1 protein-coding gene is annotated in these 603 nt (G+C 50.2%); it reads right to left on the bottom strand.

All coding sequences use genetic code 11. The annotated features are described in order from the left end of the window. Positions 1-59: 59 nt before the first annotated feature. Positions 60-603, bottom strand: a 544-nt coding sequence (locus tag R7P74_RS27770) for an enoyl-CoA hydratase-related protein (RefSeq protein WP_318123891.1), incomplete at its 5' end; no start/stop codon positions are given.

Below are 603 nucleotides of genomic sequence, written 5' to 3'. Positions count from 1 at the left end.
GAGGCGCTCGGGACTAAAAACGAAGCAGAGGAGCACTCTGGCTCCTCTTTATTTACGGATTATGGGTTACGAGGAAACTTGTCGAAGTCTGGGCGACGTTTCTCGTTGAATGCGTTACGACCTTCTTGTCCTTCATCTGTCATGTAGAACATCATCGTTGCGTTACCCGCAAGCTCTTGAAGACCAGCTTGACCATCACAATCCGCGTTCAATGCCGCTTTCAGGCAGCGTAGCGCCATTGGGCTATGCTGAAGAACTTCACGACACCATCGAACGGTTTCTTTCTCTAGATCTTCTAGAGGCACAACCGTGTTGACCAAGCCCATGTCTAACGCTTCTTGCGCGTTGTAGAAACGACATAGGAACCAGATTTCGCGTGCTTTCTTCTGGCCTACGATACGAGCCATGTAAGACGCGCCCCAACCACCATCAAATGAACCCACTTTAGGACCCGTTTGACCAAACTGTGCGTTGTCCGCTGCAATTGTTAGGTCACACATCATGTGCAGTACATGGCCGCCGCCAACAGCCCAACCCGCTACGGAAGCAATAACAGGTTTTGGACACGTACGAATATCACGTTGGAAGTCCAATACGTTTAGG

The organism is Vibrio sp. 2033 (assembly GCF_033339735.1).
This window is presented reverse-complemented; position numbering and strand designations above follow the sequence as displayed.